We start from the raw sequence: 20,400 nt of genomic DNA on the forward strand, positions 1-20,400 counted from the left end.
GCGCCGCAACTGCGGGTTATTTGGCGGCGAGTTCTTCCTTGGTCAGGATTGGCTGCTCGCTGACCTTGGCGGCATTCACCTGCATCGCTTCGGGCGGCATCGCCACCATCCCGATCTTCGCCAACGGGCCATCCTTGCCCCAGCTCTTGACCCATTCCTGCATGAAGTTTTCAAGGCCGGGGATCGCGCGCATATGCGCTTTCTTGACGTAGATATACAGCGGGCGCGCGCCCGGATAGGCAAAGCTGGAGATGTTATCATAGGTCGGATCGACCCCGTTCATCGGCAGCCCCTGCACCCGGTCGCTGTTTTCTTCGAGATAGGAGAACCCGAAAATGCCGACCGTGCGCGGATTGCCGATGATCTTCTGGACGATCAGATTATCCTGTTCCCCCTGATCGACATAGCCGCCATCGCTGCGCACTTCGGTGCAGATTTGCTTGTAGCTGTCTTCGTCGCTGTCCTTGAGCGCCTTCATTTCCGGGTTGGTGGCGCAACCAACTTCGAGCACCAGTTCCTTCAACGCATCGCGCGTGCCCGATGTGCTGGGCGGGCCATACACGATGATCGGGTCGGCCGGCAGCGACGGGTCGACATCCTTCCAGGTTTTGGTGGTCTGCGGCTTGCCATAGGGCTTGGCCGCAAGCGCTTCGTAAACTGTTTTGGGCGACAGGTTGAGCATGATCCCGCCCTTGGCCGAAGCAAAGGCGATCCCGTCGAGCCCTACCTGCAATTCGATGACCTCTGTCACGTTATTGGCAACGCAGGCTTCGAATTCGGAAGCCTTTATCCGGCGCGAGGCATGGGCCATGTCGGGGGTGTTGGGGCCAAGGCCGGAACAGAACAGCTTGATCCCATTGCCGGTGCCGGTCGATTCTATCAGCGGCGATCCGGGGTTCGACCGGGCGAAATTCTCCGCCACCACCTTGGCGAAGGGATAGACCGTCGACGATCCAACCGCATGAACCGAATTGCGCGCGCTGCCACCGCCCGAATCGCAGGCGGAAAGCGCAAGGCTTGCCAGCGCGATGGCAGTGCCGAACTTGGCAAATGATGTGATGCGGTGCTGTGTCATGATTGATCCTGATCGTTCCTATACTGGCGCGGTAGGCCTGAAACATGACAGCTATATGACGAAAACCGGGGCGATCAAGCCAGCCCATTGATATGGCGCAACCGCATGACTTGCGGCGAAATTTGCTCCGAAATGGCGGGGCGACTTAACAGCATCGTAAGAGCTTGGATGATAGGCACCGCGGCATGGCAAGACTGCGCCTTCTGATCCGACTGTGTATCGCAGCTGTGCTGCTGGCGATGTTCGTCGCCCGACCGGCGTCGGCGGAGGATCGGACGTTGCCCAGCTTCGCGCCTGCCTGCCATGCCGCGACATCGCTTGACGAGACCGCCGAAGCGATGGTGCCGCGTGCTTCGTGGACCTGTTCGGATAACGGCTGGCGCGCAGGTTCGCCCGCAGTCTGGCTGCGGTTTGAGGCGGATAGCTGGCAAGGTGCGTTGCCGCCGCGCCAGTTTTTCAGCCGGATTGCGCGGTTCGACGCGATCACCTTCCACGCGCTCGATACTGATGGCACGATGCGGACAGCGCGCTTTGCCGAGGCCGATGGCCAACCCTTTCCTGAAGGCCCTGTGTTCCAGCTGCCGCTGCCCGAAATTACCCCGCAAACAAGCCTGCTGATGGTGCGGATCGAAGGCCCGCATTCGGTGCCGCTGCTAACCGAAGCGCGGATCACCCATGATCAGTCACGGGCCGAATGGTCGCAAACCAATATGCTGCTGCTGGCTTTCGTGGTCGGGATGCTGGTTCTGCCGCTGCTGTTCGACGTCAATTTCTTCATCGTGCTGCGCGAAAAATTTGTGGTTCTGCACGCGATGATGGTTGCCGCGATGATGGTCTATGTGACCTTTGCAGGCGGGCTGATAACCGCGTTTGTCACGGTGCCGGTGGCGGCGATGGCGATCATCACCGCGCTTTCCTCGGCCATCGGGATAGGGTTGTCGGCGATCTTTCTTGCCACCTTCCTTGAACGCGGCGCGCAATCGCGGCTGATGCGCCGGATCACGATCATGGTGGGCTATTTCACCATCATCGTCCCGGGGTTCTTTGCCTTTCAGTTCGATGCGACCCAGCCGTTTGACGATCAGGCCTATCTGATCGCCTTCCTGCCGGTGCTGGTGATTATCAGCGCCGCCGTGGCCGAAGCCTTGCTGCGCGGCAGCCGTTCGGCGCGCTTTATCGCAATGGCGTGGACGCCGGTGATCATCGCAACGGCCGAACGTCTGCTGCGTGGGCTGGGCTGGTATGTCGGCCCGCCAAGCCTTGATCAGATGCTTTACATCGCGGTGGGGATCGAAGTGGTGGTGATCAGCCTCGCCATCGCCGACCGTTTCCTGGCGCTGCGGCGCGAACGTGACGCTGCGCTGACCGAGGCGCGGATGCTGGAACAGCTTTCGACCCGCGATTCGCTCACCGGGTTGATGAACCGCCGCGCCATCGAAGCGCGCTTTGATCAGCTGTTGGCGCAGGGTTTCCATACCTTTGCGCTGGTTGATCTTGACCGGTTCAAGTCGATTAATGATCTGCATGGCCACCAGATCGGTGATGCCTCGCTGGTGGCCTGTGCGGGCGCGCTGCGCGCTGAAGGCGACCGGAACTCGATCGCGGTGCGATTGGGCGGCGAGGAATTTGTGGTGCTGCTGCGCGGTGAACGCACATTGGAACGCGCCGAGGCTTTGCGTCAGGCGATCCCGCAGCGCATTGCCACGGAAGTGTCAGGGCTTAGCCTGCCGGTGACGGCCAGCATGGGCGTGATCGTGCTGGCCGATGGCGACCGCCACAAGATGGCGTTCAGCGATTTCTACGCCCGTGCCGATGCGCTGATGTATGAAGCCAAGGCGGCTGGCCGCAACCGCCTTGCCTATGCGCGCCTGACCGTATTCAACACCGCTCCCAAGAACCGCCGGAAACGCAGGGCCGCGGACAAGGCTGCCTAATCGGCCTGAAACGGCGCGAGAACCTCGGGCCGCACCCGTGCCAGCCGCCCGCTCGCCCGGTCGATCATCGCCCAGCTGGTCGCCGCGCTGACGAGGCGTTTGCCGCCCGCATCGGTGAACTCAACGCGCCGCAGCGATTTCGCGCCCTGGGCCGGGCCTTCGATCCACGTCGTGCCGGTAACGCTCGCGCCCTCGGCGATATTGCCGCGATAATCGATTTCGTGCCGCACCACGACCCAGAAGAACGCCGCCTTGTCTTCGGGCCGCGCCGCCGCTTCCCAGTGCGCGGTGGCGAGATCCTGAATCCACTGCACCCACACCGTGTTGTTGACATGGCCGAGCTCATCGATGTGCTGCGGTGCGGCCACGAAGGTGCGGGTGAAGTGGGCGGGTTTACTCACCGCTCCCCCGCCATCCCCATCTGCCACAGGATGAAGGCGAACTCCTCCGCCGTTTCCTTGAGGCTGTTCCAACGGCCCGATTGTCCGCCGTGGCCTGCGCCCATGTTGGTCTTCAGCAGCAGCAGATTGTCGTCGGTCTTGAGTTCGCGCAGCTTGGCGACCCATTTGGCGGGTTCCCAATAGGTCACGCGCGGATCGTTCAGCCCCGCTGTCACCAGCATCGGTGGGTAATCGCGCGCCGCCACCTGATCATAGGGCGAATAGGACAGGATATAGGCGAACGCCGCCTTGTCGGTGATCGGGTTGCCCCATTCCTGCCACTCGCCCGGCGTCAGCGGCAGATCCTTGTTCAGCATCGTGTTCAGCACATCGACAAACGGCACGTGCGCGACAATCGCGCCATATTGCGCGGGGTCTTGGTTGATGATCGCGCCCATCAACTCGCCGCCCGCCGAACCGCCGCTCGCCGTGACCATGCCTTCCGCGGTGTAGCCCTGCGCGATCAACCCGCGGCCTGCGTCGACGAAATCGTTGAAGGTGTTGGCGCGTTCGAACAGCTTGCCTTGCAGATACCAGCGCCGCCCCAGATCATCGCCGCCGCGAATATGCGCGATGGCATAGGCAAAGCCGCGATCCACAAGGGAAAGGCGCGTGGTCGAAAAGCCCGGCGGGATGGCGTAGCCATAGGCGCCGTAAGCATAAAGATGCAGCGGCCCCGGCCCTTCGATCCCGGCCTTCTTGAGGATGTCCGCGCGGTCTTTCCGCATCACGATGCTGACCGGCACCATCGTCCCATCGCGCGCCTGCACGGTGAGGCGCTGCGTGGTGTAGAGGCTGGCATCGTAACCGCTGGGGATTTCCTGCGTCTTCAATGTCGTCAGCCCGCCCGTCGCGACGTCGTAATCATAGACGGTGCTGGGCGTGACCATGCTCTGATAGGACAGCCGCAGCTTGCTCACCGCATATTCGGGATTGTCCGAAAGACCGGCAGTATAGCTTGCCTCGGGAAAGGTGATCGGGGTGATGTTGGCCGGATCGGCGTAGGAACGCAGCTGGATCTGATCGAGCCCGCCCAATCGCCCTTCGGTGACGAAGAAATCCTTGAACAGGTCAAATTCGGTCAGATAAAACTCGTCCGAACCCGCGATCACCGTTTGCCAATCGCCGGGCGTTTTCAGATCAGCCTTGGCGAGGCGGAAGTTGATGTGATCGTCGTTGGTCAACACCCACAATTCGCCATCCCTGACATCGACCGAATATTCGACGCCCTTGTTGCGCGCCTTCACCAGAATCGGCTCAGCCGTTGGATTGGCAGCCGGGACGAGGCGCACTTCGCTGGTTTCATTGTCGCCGGTGGCGATGATCAGCCAGTCTTCCTGCGCCGATAGCCCCGCCCCGACGCCGAAGGACTGGTCTTCTTCCTTGTAGAGCGTCACGTCCTGCTCAACCGGGGTGCCGATCACGTGCAGCCTGGCTTCGAGCGTGCGCCATTCCTCGGTCGAGGGGCCGTAAACCAGCGCGGTGTCATTCGCGACCCAGGTCAGCCCGCCGCGCAGGTTGGTGAGTTCATCGGGCAACAACTCGCCGGTCTGCAGATCCTTGATCCGCGCGGTGTAGCGTTCGCCGCCCGAAGTGTCGGTGGAAAACGCGAGAAACCGCCCGTTCTGGCTGATCGAGGCTGCGCCAAGGCGGAAATATTCGAGGCCCTCAGCGAGACTGTTTTCATCGAGCAGTAGCTGCGCCTCGCCCCCCGCCGCAGGTTTGCGCCAATGCTTGCGATATTGCGCGCCTTCCTCGAACTCGCTCCAGTAGAGGAACTCGCCATCCTTCTGCGGAACGGTGCTGTCGTCTTCCTTGATGCGGGCGCGCATTTCGGTGAACAGCGCCTCGGTCAGCGGGGCTTGGGCTGCCATCTTCGCTTCGAAATAGGCGTTTTCCGCCTTCACGTGGGCCAGCACGTCCTCATCATCCACCACCGGATAGGATTTGTCATACAGCCAGTCATAGGGGTCTTCGATGGTGATCCCGTGGTGGGTGTAGGTGTGTGCGCGCTTTTCAGCGACGGGCGGCTTGATCTCGGTAACGGTAGCAGGTGCGGCGGCAGATGTGGTCACGCGGGATTGTTCCTCGTTGGGGGCGGCGATGGCGGCAGCAGGGGCAAAGGTGGTGGCGGCAAGCGCGATGGCAAGCGCGCGCTTGCTGATCCTTGTGGTCATTGGCGGCAGTCCCCGTCTTAGGTCTGGGTGGAAACACAGCCCGGTTGGGCCTATGTTGGCGGTTCTAACGATACATTCCCGCGCGGCAAGAGCCTGCGCCCACGCCTGAGGATTGAACCGATGCTGATGCAAACTCACGAAGCCCGCCTTACCGCCCTGCGCGCAGAATTGAAGCGGCGCGGGGTAGATGGGTTCATCATCCCGATCAGCGATGAACATATGAGCGAATATGTCGGCAATTACGCTCAGCGGTTGAACTGGCTGACCGGGTTTGGCGGATCGGCGGGGTTCGCTGCGGTGACGCTCGATCATGCGGCTATCTTCGTCGATGGGCGCTACACCGTGCAGGTGCGCCAGCAGGTTGATGAAAAGCTGTTCGATTACAGAAGCGTGCCCGCCGACACGCTGGCCGGATGGCTGGCCGAGGTGTGCGCTGCCAAAGACGAAGGGGGCGCGAAGGTCGCCTATGATCCGTGGCTGCACACCTGGGGCTGGGTCGATGCGCTGGAACGTCAGGTAAACCCGCGCGGCATCACGCTGGTGCCCGCAACAAACAACCCGATTGACGCAGTGTGGGCGGATCGCCCCACGCCTTCGCCTGCGGCGGCGATGGTGCATGATGACGCGCGCGCCGGGCAATCCTCGGCGGAAAAGCGCGCTCTGGTGGCCGATTGGCTGGCGAAGGAAGGCCATGATGCGGTGGTGATCCCGGCGCTCGATTCGATTGCGTGGCTGCTCAACATTCGCGGGCAAGACGTGGCGCATACGCCCGTCGCGCTGTCCTATGTGATCGCGCATAAGGACGGCAGCGCCGAACTGTTCATCGCGCCAGAGAAAGTCACGCCCGAACTCACCCGCCACCTAGGCAACGCGGTAACGGTGCGCGAACGCGCCGCGTTTGAAGGCGCGCTGACGGGCGAACTGGCGGGCAAAAGCGTCAGCCTCGATCCCGATTTCGCGGTGGTCGGGATCGCGCAGGCGCTGCGAGCCGGGGGCGCGCAGTTCACCTTCAAACGCGATCCGACGATCCTTGCCAAAGCGATCAAGAACGATTGCGAACAACAGGGCCACCGCGATGCACAGGCGCGCGACGGGGCGGCGGTGTCGCGCTTCCTGCGCTGGCTCGAAGGGGAGGCACCAAAGGGCGGGGTGGATGAACTCACCGCCGCCGCCAAGCTCGCCGAGTTTCGGGCGATGGATCCGGGCCTACGCGATCTGTCGTTCGACACCATCTCTGCCGCCGCCGGTCACGCCGCGCTGCCGCATTACAAGGTCGACGCGGACAGCAATATCCCGATCCCGCCGGGTTCGATCTATCTGGTCGATTCAGGGGGGCAATATGCCGATCAGTCCGGCGGCGGCACCACTGACATCACCCGCACGGTGTGGGTCGGCACGCCCGATGGTTTGGGCGAGCCAACCGCCGAAATGCGCGACCGCTTCACCCGTGTCTTGAAAGGCCACATCCAGATTGACCGCGCAGTATTTCCGCAAGGCACCTGCGGCGGGCAGCTCGACGTGCTGGCGCGGCAATATCTGTGGGAAGCGGGCGTTGATTACGGCCACGGCACCGGCCACGGGGTCGGCAGCTTCCTCGGCGTGCACGAAGGCCCGCAGCGGATCGCCAAGCCGGGCGGCGGGCAGGCGGGCACCGGGCAGGAATTGTTCGCCGGGATGATCCTGTCGAACGAACCGGGCTATTACAAATCGGGCGCATTCGGCATCCGGATCGAAAATCTGGTGCTGGTCGAAGAACGCGAAATTGGAGGCGCAGAAGGCCGCTATCTCGGGTTCGAAACGCTGACCTTCGTGCCGCTGGACCGCAAGCTGATCGCGCGAGAACTGCTCACCGCAGACGAAATCGCGTGGGTCGATGCCTATCACGCCAAGGTGCGCGCGCTGATTGCCCCGCAGCTTGCGGGCGAGGATCTGGCGTGGCTGGAGCGTGAGACGGCGGCGCTGTAGCGCTGGTGGTGAGGTGGTATGAACGCCCGTTTCTGCCGGCAAATGACGATAGCGGCACGGCAGGTTTCAGGACAACGCCGCCCTGCTCGCAATGGCTGGACGTGGGTGGAAAACGGGCGTTCGTCGCTTCATTTATAAGGCAGGTTCACGACCCTGCGCTGCTCCGTCACCATGAACTTTCCGACGCCGGAGGCAGACCCCTCGCTGACCGTGGTGACCTCATAGACTACTCCTACGCGGAGCGGTTTCGCCTTTACCGCATACTCATCGTTCTCCCGGAACGGAGGGCCTTTCAGCGGCTCGCCGTAGACAACCGGGAATGGATTTTCACACGAGGTGACGGCGAAGCTCTCATGCCAATACATCCCATTCTCAACCATCCCGAGGCTGTCGCCTTCTTCGGGGTTCGTGGACGGCCCGTCCGCCGCTGAGACCGAGATCGAGTAGATGCAATCGGGTTCGCCCCAGATGTCGGTGTCGGTCGGCACGAATGCGACCTTGCCGTCGATCACTACTGCTCGAACGTCATAGACCGAAGAGCACCCGCTCAGGGCCAAGATTAGGATAAGCGCCGCGGTTGTCCTGTAAAGCATCGGCAGTCTTTATCAGAGGCCAACCGAATGTCCTAAGCGGGGTCGATACCGGAAAGGCCGAAAATGCCAAAAATCTCTTGAAAGCTGCCTTATCGCGAGCGGTCATTCATCGATTGCGCCGAACATCCGATCAGAACAATACCATCGACACCCGCGCATGTTCTGGTATTGTTCCGACATAGGCGAGTCGCAGCGGGCGGCGCGGGGGATGGGAGAACAGATATGATCGGTTACGTTACGGTTGGCACCAATGATTTGCCGCGCGCGGCGGCGTTTTATGACGCCTTGGCCGCGCATTTCGGGGTTGGGCGGATGATGGACACGGAAAGCTTCATCGCCTGGGGCGAATGGGGCGGCGCGCCGGGGATTGCGGCGACGGTGCCGTTCGATGGCCAGCCCGCCACGGTCGGCAACGGGGTGATGGTCGCGCTCGAAGTGAAAACGCCGGAGGATGTCCATGCGGTCTACGATATCGCCATGGCTCACGGCGGCAGCGACGAAGGCGCGCCCGGCCCGCGCGGCGATGATGGCTTTTTTGCAGGCTATTTCCGCGATCCCGATGGCAACAAGCTGAACGCCTTTTGCATGGTTGCTGCGGCCGAAAATTGATGCGCGCGATCAAGGCGGGCTAGACCCTGCCTAGGTCGCTCCAGACCCCGCCTAGACCCCACGTTCCGCGATGTTTCACGTGAAACATCGGGTCTGGGCGGGTGCAGGTTCAGCGCATCAGCCCGCCGATCAGGTTGCGCACAAACCGGCCCACGATTGGCCCAGCCAGATCGGTCGCGATCGATCCGGCGGCTGAGGTAACGCCCGAGGCCACCGGGTTCGACCGGCTTTTCTTGCCGAGTATTTTTGACGCCGCCATCCCCGCCGCGCCGCCCATTGCAACCTTGGCCCCGCGCGACATCGCCTTGCCCCACAGATTGGGGCTTTTACGAGGCTGCCCGCGCACGTCCGCCTCGCCGCGCTCCTCAACTTCAGCCGCAGTGGCGGCGGCATCGGCTGCTTTGGCGGCGATCACTTCTTCGGCGCTTTCGCGGTCGACCAAGGTATCATATTTGCCATCCAGCGGGCTGACGGACTGAATGATCGCGCGCTCTTTCGGCGTCACCGGGCCAAGGCGTGAACGCGGCGGTTTGATCAGGGTGCGCTGGACGATGGTGGGCGCGCCCTTCTCGTCGAGCGTGGAAACCAGCGCCTCACCCACCTTCAACTCGGTGATCGCCGTTTCGACGTCCAGATCGGGGTTGACGCGAAAGGTCTCCGCCGCCGCCCTGATCGCGCGCTGATCGCGCGGGGTAAAGGCGCGCAAGGCGTGCTGCACCCGGTTGCCCAGCTGGCCCGCGACTTTCTCAGGAATATCAATCGGGTTCTGGGTGACAAAGAACACCCCCACGCCCTTTGACCGGATCAGCCGCACCACCTGTTCGATCTTGTCCATCAACGCCTTGGGCGCATCGTCGAACAACAGGTGCGCTTCATCGAAGAAGAACACCAGCTTGGGCTTTTCCGGGTCGCCAACTTCGGGCAGGCTTTCGAACAATTCGGCCAGCAGCCACAGCAGAAACGTGGCGTAAAGCTTGGGGCTGCGCATCAGCTGATCGGCGGCAAGCACATTGATATAGCCGCGCCCCTGTTCGTCAACTTGCAGGAAATCGTCGATTTCCAGCGCGGGTTCGCCAAAGAAATTGCCCGCCCCCTGCGCCTCGAAACTGAGCAGCTGGCGCTGGATTGCCCCAACCGAAGGCCGCGTGACATTGCCATATTTGCCCGACAATTCCGCGGCGTTCTCGCTCGCCCATTGCAGAACGGCTTGCAGATCCGCGAAGTTGAGCAGCAGCAGACCGTTTTCATCAGCATGGCGGAAAATGATCTGCAGCACGCCTTCCTGCGTCTCGTTCAGATCGAGCAGCCGGGCCAGCAGCAGCGGCCCCATTTCCGAAATCGTGGTGCGGATCGGGTGGCCTTGCTTGCCGAACAGATCCCAGAAAATCACCGGATTATCGGCATAGGAATAATCGCTGATGCCCAATTCCTTGGCCCGCGCCTCAAGGCTGGCGGCGTGTTTGAAGGTGGACGAACCCGGCATCGCGATGCCCGACAGATCGCCCTTCACATCGGCGACAAACACCGGCACCCCGGCGGCGGAAAAGCTTTCCGCGATGCCTTGCAAGGTCACGGTTTTGCCGGTGCCGGTCGCCCCCGCGATCAGCCCGTGGCGGTTCGAGCGGCTCAGCGCGAGCGCTTGGCGCGATCCGTCCCCGCCCAGCCCCAGATAGATGTCGCCTGCCATATCCGTCATTGCCCGTCCCTGAAATTGCCTGTTCGCGGGTGATGTGCAGGGCCGCGCGGCGGCGGTCAAGTTCTCGACTTGGCGGCGAATTGGGCTATGGGTCGCGCCATGGTTAGCCCTGCGCCGTTTGTCCTGCTTGATGATGCCCGCGCCGGAGCGGCTGCGGCGGATGCATTGCTGTACGAAAGCCCGCGCAAGGTGTTTGTCGCCGCCCGTCCCGATCAGGTTGAAATCACGCTCGACGCGGCAGAGGCGGCGCGGCAGGCGGGCGGCGGATCGCTGGCGGGGTATATTGCCTATGAAGCGGGCCTTGCGCTCGAAGGCAGGCTGGCGGGGCTGGCGGCGGCGCGCAGCGGCGCGGCGGGGCCGCTGGTGTGGCTGGGGCTGTTTGACGCACCGACGCCGATTGCCGCGGCTGACGTGCCCGGCTGGCTGGCGGCGCGCTCGCAAGGCACGGGCAGCATCGGCCCGCTGGAACCGCAATTGTCGCCCGGCGGATACACAGCGGCGTTCGCGGCTCTGCGTGAGGCGATCCTGGCGGGCGATATCTATCAGGCAAACCTCACCTACCTGCTCGCCGGTTCCTATCGCGGCGACCCGGCGGGGCTTTATGCCGCGCTGCGCGGGGCGGCGGCGGCGGGTTATGGCGGTTTGATTTTCGATGGCTCGCACTGGCTTTTGAGCTTTTCGCCCGAATTGTTCGTGGCGCTTGCGGGGAATGAGGCCAAGGTCAAGCCGATGAAGGGCACGCGCCCGCGCAGCCCCGATCCGGCGGCAGACCGCGCGCTGGCCCAAGACCTTGCCACGTCGGTCAAGGATCGCGCCGAAAACCTGATGATCGTCGATCTGATGCGCAATGATCTTGCCCGCGTGGCCGAGGCGGGCAGCGTGGTGGTGGATGCGCCGTTTGCGGTAGAAAGTTACCCGACGGTGCACCAGATGGTGTCAACCGTGCGCGCGCGGCTCGCCCCCGGCAAGGGCGCGATGGATCTGGTGCGCGCGCTGTTCCCGTGCGGATCGATCACCGGCGCACCCAAGATCAGGGCGATGGAACTGCTCGGCGAAATCGAGCGCGACGCGCGCGGGGCCTATTGCGGGGCGATTGGCCGGATCGACGATGATGGCAACGCGGCCTTCAATGTCGCGATCCGCACCTTGCGCCTCACCCCGGTCGAGAATGGTCAGGGTAGCGCGGTGCTCGGCATCGGCTCGGCGATTGTGGCGGATAGCGATGCGCTGTCCGAACGGCGCGAATGCGAGGTCAAGGCCGGGTTCGTGCGCCGTGCATCGCCCGATCTTGCCGCACCCGCGTTCGACCTGATCGAGACGATGCGGTTTGCACCCGACAGCGGCATCGCCCTGCTCGAACTGCATCTGGCGCGGATGAAACGCAGCGCGGAAATCCTCGGCTTTGCGTTTGATCGCCATGCGGTGCGCAACCAGATACAGGCGTTGTGCTTTGAACTCGATGCGCCCGCGCGGCTGCGGCTGCTGGTGGCGCGCAGCGGGGCAAGCGCGCTGGAGGCAGCGCCGCTGCCCGCCCCGCTGCCCGCGCCGCTGGATAAGCCGGTCAAGGTCACCGCGTTGCCCCATCCGATTGATCCCGGGGACTGGCGGCTGATGCACAAGACTTCCGATCGCGGGTTTTACGATGATGCGCTGGCAGCGGCGCACAGTATGGGCGCGGCTGAGGCGGTGCTGGTGCGCGATGATGGGCTGGTGACAGAGGGCAGTTTCACCAATCTGTTCGTGGATGGGCCGGACGGCGCGCTGCTGACCCCGCCCGCCGCGCTCGGCCTGCTGCCCGGTGTGCTGCGCGAAAACCTGATCGCAGACGGCCGCGCGCGCGAGGCGCAACTTACTCTTGATGATTTGCAACACGGCTTCTGGCTCGGCAATGGCCTGCGCGGGCTGATGCGGGCCACCTTGATCTAAACCCCGCTCCGCTCGCCCTGAGCTTGTCGGAAGCGAAGCTGACGCGCAGGGTCAACGGCCGTATTTCACTTCTAGCACCACCCTCGAAGACAAAAGCGGTGCTTCGACAAGCTCAGCACGAACGGTTATTGGAAAATCATGCCTGACATCACAATTCTCTACGAAGACGGCGAAGCGCTGGTGATCAACAAGCCTGCGGGCCTGCCGGTTGATCGGCCCAAGCGCGGCGGGGTGTGTCTTGATGACCATCTCGACAATCTGAAAATGGGGTTCCTGCGGCGTCCGGTGGCGGTGCACCGGCTGGATACCGACACGAGCGGCTGCCTGCTGCTCGCCCGCAATCCCAAGGCGCTGGCGCGGTTCAACAAAGCGTTTGAGGATCGGCTGGTCGGCAAGACCTATCTGGCGGTGCTGGCGGGCCATCCGGTGGGGACGCAAGGCACCATCGAACTCGCGCTGACCAAGATCAGCTCGGCCGAAGACGGCTGGCGGATGATCCCGGCGAAAAAGGGCAAGCCTGCGGTTTCGCACTGGGAACTGGTGCAGGAACTGGGGCCGTACAGCCTGATCCGATTCCGCCCCGAAACCGGCCGCACGCATCAGTTGCGCGTCCATGCGCTCCACGGGCTGGGCGCTGCGCTGCTGGGCGATCCGGTCTATGGCGCGGGATCGGTGCCGGGGGCTGCGCGCACCATGCTCCACGCCGAAAGCCTCACCGTCACCCGCCCCGGCAAAACCCCGATTGAGGCGCGCGCACCCTTGCCCGCCGATTTCGCCGCGCTGGGGGCGCAAGATGGATGACGATGCGCCCAAACCAGACGCCGAACCGCTAACAACGCGCGCGCTGCGGCTGGCCGAGGAAAGCTTCCTCGCCGGGTCGGGGCCGGGCGGGCAGAACGCCAACAAGGTCGCGACCGAGGTGGAACTGCGCGTCAATATCTACGCGCTGCGGCTTGCCCCGCCGGTGTTCGCGCGGCTGCGGGCGCTGGCGGGATCGAAGCTCGCGGGCAATGGCGATCTGATCATCACCTCCAAGGCCAACCGCACGCAGGAAGCCAACCGCGCCGACGCCCGCGCCAAGCTGACCGCGCTGCTGGAGGACGCGCAGACCGAACCCAAGCGGCGGGCGAAAACCCGGCTCAACCGGGTGGGCAAGACCGAACGGTTGAAGGGCAAGAAGGTGCGCGGGACAGTGAAGGCCAATCGCGGGCGACCCAGCAGCGCCGATTGGTGATATCAGCGGGGTGCTCCGCACCACCTGACGGATCTGAGCGGATTTCATGTCAAGCGCGCGGTATTCGTCCTCGGTCTCCGAAATTGCATCGATCCGGCCACACAGGTGCCCCTGCCTTTCAGCAGAGGCGGCGAGGCCTTGGAGCTTTGGTAGGCTATCAGCAACGTGGTGGCTGTGTGGATCGACAATATCAAACATCGCCCGCCAACCTGCGCGGCAGCACACGCGTGACGCATCAGAAGTGCACGACACTGCTGGTATTGTGACCGTAGCCCGAAGATTACGATGGCGTTGATGCGGGCGGCGCAGAGGATGGTGACTTCGCCTCTTCGGAAACAGGGATTTGCGTCGAATCATCGACCGGCAATTTCGGCTCAGGAATGCTCACTGCAATCTCGACCCGGCGGTTACGCGCGCGGCCTGCGGGATTATCGCTCCCGTCGGCGAGAGAATTGGGTTCGAGCGGGCGATCCTCTCCCAAGCCGATAACTGTGATACGCGCTTTATCCACGCCGTGTTCGATAAGGTAATCGCGCACGGTTTCAGCACGTTTAATCGACGCGCGCCGATTGTCTTCATCCGATCCGCGGGAGTCGCTGTGACCGCGCAAGGTAATCCTCCCGCCAGCCTGTAATTCCTCGGTTTCGAGTAACTGATCGAGCGTGCTGCGTGCCGAATCGTCAAGGCCATTGGCCTGAAACCCGAAGGTGATCGTTCGTGAAATCGGTGCCAGCGGCGCCTTTTCAGTCGCGGCCATTGACGGGCGTAAAATCGATTTGGCCGACGAAGCGTGCGGCGCGGGTTCCGGTTGCGCGGCAGGATCGTCCGTGGGCTCAGGCGTAGGCGATGATCCGGGATCCTGACGACAGGCGGCAAGGGCAGCAACCAGTGCTAAAGCGGTTGCCCAGTGTTTGCGGCGCGTCATAAAGGCGACTCTCCTGTGACTGGTTTTTCCGGTTTTACGGCCCGGGCACCGCGCGCTTCGGGCGCGCTGGGGGGGGCGTAGGACACCACAATGTCACCGGTATCGGCTGACGGGCGCGATGCATGGGTAAAGAAGTGTAATTGTCCATCGGCACGGAGCAAAAACAACAGCTCGGCCCCTTGCGGAAGCTTGGCGCGAGCGGCTTCGAAATCGAATTGCGCGGTCAGCTTAGTCTTACGGAACTTCCATCCCGCCGCATGACAGGCAAACACGTCGTCAACGCCCAACCCAGCTTCGAACATGGCCTGCCCCCGCAGCGCACCAGGAAGCGCGCGATGATCATCATCATCATCACGCGCCTCACCCAGCTGGTATACCTTATCGCGCCCGAAATCCCGTCCAAATTCCTGACATACCAAGGTGTTATAGGCTTCGTTATCGGATGTCGCAACCAGCACCTGAAACTGCCCCAGATCAAGTCGGTCTTCCGTCGTTTCGGATAGGATCTCACCGTGATAGGTCTGAACTCCGGCCTGTCGCAGCGGCGCAAGCTTGTGCCAGCGAGTATCGGCGACGGTCACCGGGATATCCAGCTTGCGCACCTCCTTGGCCAAGGCAGAACTCCATTCATTTGCGCCAACAATCAATAAGCCCTTGCCCGAAACGCTGTTCACCTTCAGCCTGCGCGCCAGCGGCTTGATCGTGAAGCCATGCGCCAGGATCGTCACGATCACGACCGCGAACGACAGCGTGACCAGAATCCCACCATCGCCATAGCCCAGCGCATCAAGCCTGAGCGCAAACAGGCCCGAAATCGCCACAGCAACAATCCCCCGCGGGGCGATCCACGCGATCAGCAAACGCTCATTCCACGGCACGCGGGAAAAGGCCATGCTGGTCAGCACCGCAGCCGGACGCACGATGAATAGCAAAACCGCGATAAATGCCAAAAAGCGCCATTCGAACTGGCGCAAAACCTCAAGATTGAGCGACGCAGACAGCAGCACGAACACGCCCGACAATAGCAGAACCGTAATGTTTTCCTTGAACAGCTGAATTTCGCGCAAGCTTTGGAAGCGCATATTGGCCAGCGCCATTCCCATGACCGTGACCGCCAAAAGACCGGTTTCCTGCTGGATCGCATTTGATGCCACAAATGTGCCGATCACTGCCACCAGCAGCACAGGCGCCTTCAAGTATTCTGGCACATGGCCGCGCGGGAACGTCCATGCGATGGCGCGCGCAGCGATATAACCAATCAGGCCGGCAACCACAGCCGCGCCCAGCATCGCCACTATGGTCCCCAGTAGCGAGGGATCCTGTTCGGCCCGCCGCAAATATTCATATGTCAACACCGCGCACAGTGCGCCAAACGGATCGTTGACGATACCTTCCCATTTCAGAATTGCACGCGGCCGCGGCGCGATATTGCTTTGCCGCAGCAACGGTGTGACCACCGTTGGCCCTGTGACTACGAGGATGCCTGCAAACAGGATCGCCACCGGCCAGACAAGCCCGGCAATATAATAACAGGCCACCGCGCCCAGCGTCCAAGCCACCGGAATGCCGATCACAGCCAGCCGAGTCACCGCGCCTTCGGTTTTGCGCAATTCTCGAAAATTGAGGCTTAGCCCGCCTTCAAACAGGATCAGAGCCACTGCTATCGATATCATCGGTTCCAGCAGTTCGCCAAATGTCTCTTCAGGATGAATCAGGCGCAGCACGGGTCCGGCGATAACCCCCGCCGCCAGCATCAGCGCAATAGCGGGCCAGCCGGTGCGCCAGGCAACCCATTGCGACCCCACCCCAAGCAACCCGATAAGCGCAATGATTAAAGCATTATACTCCATCATGTTTGTCTACGGGGCGGTTCAAAGTCGGTAAACCATTATATGGGTCACTTATGCCAGCGCGCTGAGATGCTGAGCGCCCGCTTCGAAAGTTCATCAAGCATAGCAATATCTTGCGTTACGGTATGCGCGTAGGCGGATTGAGGCGATGTGCACCCATGCGGTTGAGCTTCCGATGGATTTCTCCCAGTCTTCAGCCAATCGCCTGCACCGGCCCAGCCATGCAAAGGTTCGCTCAACCAGCCAGCGGCGTGGCATACCTATTGCAACCCTATTGCAACATGTGCATCGGTTCATACCGCAACGCTGAAGGCTATCGTGGGCCCCGTCGCTGACTGCACCTTCATCGTGGACATATTTTCCTCACGGTAAAACGGCCATGGCGGTGGGGCTGAACTGAGTCACTATCGGGGTAAGCTCCCGCCTTGACTTTTCCCCCTGATTCGCCCAATGGCCCGCCCGTGTGGCGGTGTGCCGGGCTTTCCGGGCGCGCCGCTATTTTATTTTTCAAGCCCGTGCGCATCTTCGCGGGCCGACCCATTTGACAGGAACCCGCCATGGCGAAGCCCACCACCGTCAAGATCCGCCTCGTCTCATCCGAGGGCACCGGTTTCTTTTACGTGACCAAAAAGAACCCGCGCAACATCACCGAAAAGATGAGCTTCCGCAAATATGATCCGGTGGCGCGCAAGCACGTTGAGTTCAAGGAAGCCAAGATCAAGTAAGATCTGGCTGTGCCCGCCGCATAATGGCGGGCGCGATAATTCATCGACAGTTCAACCGGGCGGCCTTAGGCGGCTTGGCATGACACAGCTTCAAACATCCGCGCGCGCGCTCATCCTTGGTCTTGGGGCCGGGGCTTTGGCGCTTGGTCTTGCCCCGGCTGGCACCACCGCAATCACCCCGCCGCTCGCCGCGCAATCTGCCACCGATGCCTCCGCCGATCTCGACCGGGTGGTGGGTGCCTTGCGCGAAATCAGCACGATGCGCGCCGATTTCACCCAGACTGATCGGCTTGGCAACACCATGCGCGGGGTGATGACGATGAAGCGCCCCGGCAAAATCCGCTTCGATTACGGCAAGGACGCCGATTTTCTCGTCATTTCGAACGGCAGGTCGCTCTATGTCGTCGATTACGAAGTGAACCAGGTGGAACGCTGGCCGATCAAGAATTCACCGCTCGGCGCATTGTTCGACCCCGAACGCGATGTGAAGCGGTTCGGCAAGCTGGTCCCGACCGGCAACCCTGACGTGTTCAGCGTTGAAGTGCGCGATCCCAAAAAGCCCGAATTCGGGATGATCAACATGATCTTCGTGCGCAATCCGGCCGCGCCGGGGGGACTGCAACTGACCCATTGGGTGGCATTGGACGCGCAGAATCACCGCACGCGGGTGCAGCTATCCAACCAGCGTTACGGCATCGCGGTGGCAGACAGCGCCTTCACCTTCCGCGATCCGCGCCGTTCAGCTCGTCGCCCCGGATAGGCAGCACGTCGACGAACAGTTGTATGGAAACGACCAAAACGGGGCTGTGTTCATGTCAGTGAAAGGCGCCAACGGTTAATTGTTGTCAACAAGGCGGTTCGAAGGTGGGTTTCCCCCCTGTTGCCCTCCCTTCCGCAAAGACCGCTTTGTACAAGCGTGACGAACGCTCAATGGAACCCTCGACCCAACGCCCCCGGGTCGGGGGTTTTGTTTGCGGGTTACTCCCAACCCAGCGCCTTGCGCATGATTGTGTAGATCACGTTCTGTTCAATCACCCCGCGCGCGCGCTGTGCTCCCGGCCCGGTGGCAAACAGCGCGACATCCTCGCCCGCGTGGGTTTCCGCGCCGGTGGGCACGGTCGCCTGCTGTCTTGCCGCGACCCCGGTTTCAGGTACCGTCCGCTCGCCGCGCAGCGCGCCGGGGCCGTTGGCATAACCGAGCGTGGTATAGGGCTTGCCATCCGCAGCCAGCACCGGCGATAGCCCGTCACCGCCATCCTCACCGCGCCCCTTGGGTGCCACCACCAGCCCGAGAATGTCATTCCCGCGCCGTGGATAGCCTGCGATGGTGAACACGTGGCTGTGATCGGCGGTGACCAGAATCAGCGTTTCGGCCGGATCGGTGTGATCCACCGCCCACTGCACCGCGCGGGCAAACTCCACCGCTTCTTCGAGCGCATAGCCCGCCTGTCCGCCGTGATGCGCGTGATCGATCCGCCCGCCTTCGACCATCAGGTAGAACCCGTCAGGATCGGCCTGCAATCGCGCGATTGCCTGCGCGGTCATGTCGGTCAGGGTCGGTTCGGGCGAATCGGGCTTGCGATCGACCATGAAGGTCAGATGGCTGGGGTTGAAAATGCCGAGCACCGGCTTGTCCATCGGCGCGGCGACGAGGCTGGCGGCGTCTTTCACCACCACCCCGCCGCTGCGCGCCGCCCATGCGCCGGGCAGATCAGCCGCTGCATCGGCGCGCATTCCGCCCTTGTCCTTGCCGTAAAACACCGCCGTCCCGCCGCCGAGCGCCACGTCGAAATCAGCCTCTGCCAGTTGCAGCGCGATGTCCTTGCACCCCTGCCCCTGCTGATCGTCGGGGATTGCGGCGTCCGCCTCCCAGTCGCGGTCGGCGCTGCGCGAATAGACGCTGGCCGGAGTGGCGTGGGTGAGCCGGGTGGTGGTGACGATGCCCAGCGCCAGCCCGCGCCGCTTCACTTCTTCGCCCAGCAACGGCAGCGGGTGCGCCAGCGCATCCTTGCACACGCCCTTTTCCGCGTCCGGCCCGATGCCGAGCACCCCGATGCGGGTTTTGACGCCCGAATGCATCGCGGTGGCCGTACCCGCGCTATCGGGCACCTGCGCATTGGTGTTGTAGGTCTTGACCAGCGCCACATGATCGAACTTTTCAAAGCTCAGCTGGTTTTCCTCACCCGTTTCCCCGCGCTTTTGCGCTTCGTAGATGCGCGCGGCGGTGATGGTGGAAATGCCCATGCCGTCGCCGATAAACAGGATGACGTTTTTGGCGCGCGGCTCGGCGGGGGCCTCCTCGGCAAAGGCGGGGACGGTCGCGGTGGTGAGCAACAGGGCGGCAAGGATGGTGCGGGTCATAGAGGGCTCCGTTGAAGTTGCTGCGGCCTATCGCGCCTTCGTGCGACAATAAAGTGAAAGCTGGAATGTTGGATGATTGCCGCTTAAGTCCGCCCCCATGATCTCTGTCGCCACCTGGAACATCAATTCGGCCCGCCTGCGCGTCGGACTGATCGAAAAACTGCTCACCGAAGCCGCGCCCGACATCCTGTGCCTGCAGGAAATCAAGTGCGAGAGCCACCTGTTCCCTGCAGAAGCACTGGCGAACCTCGGCTACACCCATCAGGCGGTAAGCGGGCAGAAAGGCTATCACGGCGTAGCCACGGTCAGCCGCGTGCCGATCCGCGAAGTCACCCGCCACGATTGGCAGGCCAATGGCGAAGCGCGCCACATCGGGGTGGAAGTGCTGGGCAAGGATCTGTGGGTCGAAAACGTCTATGTGCCCGCAGGCGGCGACGTGGCCGACCGTGAGGTAAACCCAAAATTCGCGCAAAAGCTCGATTTTCTCGGGCGCATGACCGGCTGGGCAGACACGCTTGACCGCCCCACGCTGATCGTCGGCGATTTCAACATAGCCCCGCTGGAAAGCGACGTGTGGAGCCACAAGCAATTGCTCAAGGTCGTCAGCCATACGGCCGTAGAGGTGGAGACGCTGGGGCGGTTTCAGGACGCCCACGGCTGGATCGATCTGGGGCGCGAACACGTGCCCGCCCCGGCGCGCTATTACAGCTGGTGGAGCTATCGCAATCCCGGTTGGCAGGAGAACGACAAGGGGCGCAGGCTCGATCATATGTGGGCCTCGCCCACCCTTGCCCGGCAGGCGAGCGCGCACCGGGTGCTGGAGGATGCGCGCGGGTGGGAAAAGCCATCCGACCACGTGCCGCTGATCACGGAGTTTGACCTCTGAGCGA

General features: G+C 62.6%; 17 protein-coding genes and 1 pseudogene. 9 read left to right on the plus strand and 9 right to left on the minus strand.

The genetic code is table 11. The annotated features are described in order from the left end of the window. Nucleotides 1-16 precede the first annotated feature (16 nt). Nucleotides 17-1,075 (minus strand): substrate-binding domain-containing protein, encoded by a 1,059-nt coding sequence (locus tag ACSSV3_RS00460; RefSeq protein WP_354325159.1) that lies wholly within the window; start codon nt 1,073-1,075, stop codon nt 17-19. Nucleotides 1,076-1,260: 185 nt separating this feature from the next. Here ACSSV3_RS00460 and ACSSV3_RS00465 point away from each other — a divergent pair, with 185 nt between their 5' ends. Then, on the plus strand, nt 1,261-3,009 hold the full coding sequence (locus ACSSV3_RS00465) for a sensor domain-containing diguanylate cyclase (RefSeq protein ID WP_354325157.1): 1,749 nt from the start codon (nt 1,261-1,263) through the stop codon (nt 3,007-3,009). Here the strand turns inward: ACSSV3_RS00465 and ACSSV3_RS00470 are convergent. Together ACSSV3_RS00470 and ACSSV3_RS00475 are read right to left on the minus strand one after the other, a co-directional pair. After that, nucleotides 3,006-3,410, minus strand: coding sequence for an acyl-CoA thioesterase (locus tag ACSSV3_RS00470; RefSeq protein WP_354325155.1), 405 nt, complete (start codon nt 3,408-3,410; stop codon nt 3,006-3,008). The two genes, ACSSV3_RS00465 and ACSSV3_RS00470, sit on opposite strands and share 4 nt — an antisense overlap. Continuing rightward, nucleotides 3,407-5,626, minus strand: a complete 2,220-nt coding sequence (locus ACSSV3_RS00475) for a S9 family peptidase (RefSeq protein WP_354325154.1) — start codon at nt 5,624-5,626, stop codon at nt 3,407-3,409. The genes ACSSV3_RS00470 and ACSSV3_RS00475 overlap by 4 nt, the downstream gene beginning before the upstream one ends. A 120-nt stretch (nt 5,627-5,746) precedes the next feature. Between ACSSV3_RS00475 and ACSSV3_RS00480 the strand changes: the two genes are divergently transcribed. Further along, on the plus strand, nt 5,747-7,591 hold the full coding sequence (locus ACSSV3_RS00480) for an aminopeptidase P family protein (protein ID WP_354325312.1): 1,845 nt from the start codon (nt 5,747-5,749) through the stop codon (nt 7,589-7,591). A 128-nt stretch (nt 7,592-7,719) separates the two neighbouring features. Here ACSSV3_RS00480 and ACSSV3_RS00485 read toward each other — a convergent pair whose 3' ends face one another. Beyond that, nucleotides 7,720-8,103, minus strand: coding sequence for a hypothetical protein (locus ACSSV3_RS00485; protein ID WP_354325153.1), 384 nt, complete (start codon nt 8,101-8,103; stop codon nt 7,720-7,722). A 303-nt stretch (nt 8,104-8,406) separates the two neighbouring features. Between ACSSV3_RS00485 and ACSSV3_RS00490 the strand changes: the two genes are divergently transcribed. Continuing rightward, nucleotides 8,407-8,793 (plus strand): VOC family protein, encoded by a 387-nt coding sequence (locus ACSSV3_RS00490; RefSeq protein ID WP_354325151.1) that lies wholly within the window; start codon nt 8,407-8,409, stop codon nt 8,791-8,793. 109 nt (nt 8,794-8,902) lie between these two features. On the opposite strand, the gene ACSSV3_RS00495 is transcribed toward ACSSV3_RS00490, so the two are convergent. Continuing rightward, the gene (locus ACSSV3_RS00495) at nt 8,903-10,489 is read right to left on the minus strand and encodes a helicase HerA-like domain-containing protein (protein WP_454184726.1); all 1,587 of its coding nucleotides are present in this window, start codon (nt 10,487-10,489) and stop codon (nt 8,903-8,905) included. A 99-nt stretch (nt 10,490-10,588) separates the two neighbouring features. Between ACSSV3_RS00495 and pabB the strand changes: the two genes are divergently transcribed. The 3 genes from pabB to arfB all read left to right on the plus strand — a co-directional run bounded on the left by pabB (nt 10,589) and on the right by arfB (nt 13,649). Next, entirely contained in the window at nt 10,589-12,415 is a 1,827-nt protein-coding gene (pabB, locus tag ACSSV3_RS00500) for an aminodeoxychorismate synthase component I (protein ID WP_354325150.1), read from the plus strand. Between the two features lie 138 nt (nt 12,416-12,553). After that, a complete protein-coding gene (locus ACSSV3_RS00505; protein WP_354325148.1) occupies nt 12,554-13,216 on the plus strand; it encodes an RluA family pseudouridine synthase in 663 nt (220 codons plus the stop codon). Beyond that, nucleotides 13,209-13,649 (plus strand): alternative ribosome rescue aminoacyl-tRNA hydrolase ArfB, encoded by a 441-nt coding sequence (arfB, locus tag ACSSV3_RS00510; protein WP_354325146.1) that lies wholly within the window; start codon nt 13,209-13,211, stop codon nt 13,647-13,649. The genes ACSSV3_RS00505 and arfB overlap by 8 nt, the downstream gene beginning before the upstream one ends. 280 nt (nt 13,650-13,929) lie before the next feature. Here arfB and ACSSV3_RS00515 read toward each other — a convergent pair whose 3' ends face one another. The 3 genes and pseudogenes from ACSSV3_RS00515 to ACSSV3_RS00525 form a co-directional block, all read right to left on the minus strand. After that, a complete protein-coding gene (locus ACSSV3_RS00515; protein ID WP_354325144.1) occupies nt 13,930-14,406 on the minus strand; it encodes an OmpA family protein in 477 nt (158 codons plus the stop codon). A 164-nt stretch (nt 14,407-14,570) separates the two neighbouring features. Further along, entirely contained in the window at nt 14,571-16,424 is a 1,854-nt protein-coding gene (locus ACSSV3_RS00520; protein WP_354325309.1) for a cation:proton antiporter, read from the minus strand. 96 nt (nt 16,425-16,520) lie between these two features. Further along, a pseudogene (locus ACSSV3_RS00525) lies at nt 16,521-16,682 on the minus strand (transposase); the annotation flags it as partial. 299 nt (nt 16,683-16,981) lie between these two features. Here ACSSV3_RS00525 and rpmG point away from each other — a divergent pair. Both rpmG and ACSSV3_RS00535 read left to right on the plus strand, forming a co-directional pair. After that, nucleotides 16,982-17,149: a 50S ribosomal protein L33 gene (gene rpmG, locus ACSSV3_RS00530; protein ID WP_017664380.1), complete on the plus strand. Its 168-nt coding sequence runs from the start codon at nt 16,982-16,984 to the stop codon at nt 17,147-17,149. Nucleotides 17,150-17,228: 79 nt separating this feature from the next. After that, nucleotides 17,229-17,909, plus strand: a complete 681-nt coding sequence (locus tag ACSSV3_RS00535; protein WP_354325141.1) for a LolA family protein — start codon at nt 17,229-17,231, stop codon at nt 17,907-17,909. 218 nt (nt 17,910-18,127) lie between these two features. Here the strand turns inward: ACSSV3_RS00535 and ACSSV3_RS00540 are convergent, their stop codons facing one another. Continuing rightward, complete coding sequence (locus ACSSV3_RS00540; RefSeq protein WP_354325140.1) at nt 18,128-19,510, minus strand: alkaline phosphatase; 1,383 nt, start codon at nt 19,508-19,510, stop codon at nt 18,128-18,130. A 97-nt stretch (nt 19,511-19,607) separates the two neighbouring features. Between ACSSV3_RS00540 and ACSSV3_RS00545 the strand changes: the two genes are divergently transcribed. Continuing rightward, nucleotides 19,608-20,396, plus strand: a complete 789-nt coding sequence (locus ACSSV3_RS00545) for an exodeoxyribonuclease III (protein ID WP_354325138.1) — start codon at nt 19,608-19,610, stop codon at nt 20,394-20,396. The last annotated feature ends 4 nt before the right edge of the window (nt 20,397-20,400 follow it).

The sequence above is a fragment of the Porphyrobacter sp. MBR-49 genome, from assembly GCF_053628655.1.